Below are 1,541 nucleotides of genomic sequence, written 5' to 3' on the forward strand. Positions count from 1 at the left end.
ACCAAGGAGATCGAGCGGGTCATGCAGGTGCTGTCGCGGCGCACCAAGAACAACCCGGTCCTGATCGGCGAGCCCGGTGTCGGCAAGACCGCCGTCGTCGAGGGCTTGGCGCAGATGGTGGTCAAGGGCGAGGTGCCCGAGACGCTCAAGGACAAGCAGCTCTACACCCTGGACCTGGGTTCGCTGGTCGCGGGTTCGCGTTATCGCGGTGACTTCGAGGAGCGCCTGAAGAAGGTGCTCAAGGAGATCCGCACGCGCGGCGACATCATCCTGTTCATCGACGAGATCCACACGCTCGTCGGCGCGGGTGCCGCGGAGGGCGCGATCGACGCGGCCAGCATTCTCAAGCCGATGCTGGCGCGTGGTGAGCTGCAGACGATCGGCGCGACCACGCTGGACGAGTACCGCAAGCACGTCGAGAAGGACCCGGCGCTGGAGCGTCGTTTCCAGCCGATCCAGGTGGGCGAGCCCTCGCTGGAGCACACCATCGAGATCCTCAAGGGTCTGCGGGACCGGTACGAGGCGCACCACCGCGTGTCGATCACCGATTCGGCGCTGGTGGCGGCGGCGACGCTGGCCGACCGGTACATCAACGACCGGTTCCTGCCGGACAAGGCGATCGACCTGATCGACGAGGCGGGCGCGCGGATGCGGATCCGCCGGATGACCGCGCCGCCGGACCTGCGCGAGTTCGACGAGAAGATCGCGGACGTGCGCCGTGACAAGGAGTCCGCGATCGACGCGCAGGACTTCGAGCGCGCCGCGAAGCTGCGGGACGCGGAGAAGCAGCTGCTGGGCCAGAAGGCCGAGCGGGAGAAGCAGTGGAAGGACGGCGATCTCGACGTCGTCGCGGAGGTCGACGAGGAGCAGATCGCCGAGGTCCTGGCGAACTGGACCGGTATCCCGGTGTTCAAGCTCACCGAGGAGGAGACCTCGCGTCTGCTGCGCATGGAGGATGAGCTGCACAAGCGGATCATCGGCCAGACCGACGCGGTCAAGGCCGTGTCGCAGGCGATCCGCCGCACCCGCGCCGGTCTGAAGGACCCCAAGCGCCCGTCGGGTTCGTTCATCTTCGCCGGCCCGTCCGGTGTCGGTAAGACCGAGCTGTCCAAGGCGCTGGCGAACTTCCTGTTCGGCGAGGACGACGCGCTCATCCAGATCGACATGGGCGAGTTCCACGACCGCTACACCGCGTCGCGGCTGTTCGGTGCCCCTCCCGGTTACGTCGGCTACGAGGAGGGCGGGCAGCTCACCGAGAAGGTGCGCCGCAAGCCGTTCTCGGTGGTGTTGTTCGACGAGATCGAGAAGGCGCACAACGAGGTCTACAACACGCTGCTGCAGGTGCTGGAGGACGGCCGTCTGACCGATGGTCAGGGCCGGACGGTGGACTTCAAGAACACCGTCATCATCTTCACCTCGAACCTGGGCACGTCCGACATCAGCAAGGCCGTCGGTCTGGGCTTCACCTCGGGTCAGGACACCGCGTCCAACTACGAGCGGATGAAGAACAAGGTCAACGACGAGCTGAAGAAGCACTTCCG

The 1,541-nt window shown here is 66.2% G+C and carries 1 protein-coding gene; it reads left to right on the forward strand.

Going from position 1 to position 1,541, the window contains the following annotated elements:
- A partial coding sequence (locus QSK25_RS45185) for an ATP-dependent Clp protease ATP-binding subunit (RefSeq protein WP_285647876.1) occupies nt 1-1,541 on the forward strand: 1,541 nt, incomplete at both ends.

This window comes from Lentzea sp. NBRC 102530 (assembly GCF_030269365.1).
GTDB lineage: Bacteria > Actinomycetota > Actinomycetes > Mycobacteriales > Pseudonocardiaceae > Lentzea.